At 37.0% G+C, this 500-nt stretch carries 1 protein-coding gene; it reads right to left on the bottom strand.

Annotated features, from left to right (window positions below; all coding sequences use genetic code 11):
- On the bottom strand, positions 1-309 hold a 309-nt coding region (locus BVJ53_RS14825; protein WP_202865303.1), incomplete at its 3' end, for a group I intron-associated PD-(D/E)XK endonuclease.
- Positions 310-500 lie beyond the last annotated feature (191 nt).

Raw genomic sequence — 500 nt, forward strand, 5'->3', positions numbered from 1 at the left:
AAAAGTCTTCGTGTCCTTATGAACAGCACACAATATATCAAACGATTTGGCGTTATATTTCTTGTTGTATCTTTGGTTATTACTTCTGATGTGTGAAGTTACACAGCTGATAACGTTTCTCATTTTTGCGTTGTCCCAATAAACAGTTTTCACTTGAACTCTTTTTAAACCATCTTCACAATCAATAATCAAATCATATTCATTGAAATCATTTATAGGTTTAGACACTATGTATCCTTTTGAAACAAAAAAAGCTTCTGCTAACAACTCACTTACTGTTCCGTTTACATGTTTTTCATAAGCGCTCATTCGACCACTCCTTCTATATACCTATTATAGCATATATGATTAAAGCTATCGAACGTTATTGTTGCAATGTTTTAATTAAAAAAGCTGCACAATCGCAGCGATTTGCTCGCTCTCCCAGTGTCAGCTAGGGTCATCGCAAGCTGTGTCCGGTCGCTAAACTGGACAAAGAACTGTGCCACGACCTGCCGTGG

Source organism: Lacticaseibacillus chiayiensis (assembly GCF_004123795.1).
Classification (GTDB): domain Bacteria; phylum Bacillota; class Bacilli; order Lactobacillales; family Lactobacillaceae; genus Lacticaseibacillus; species Lacticaseibacillus chiayiensis.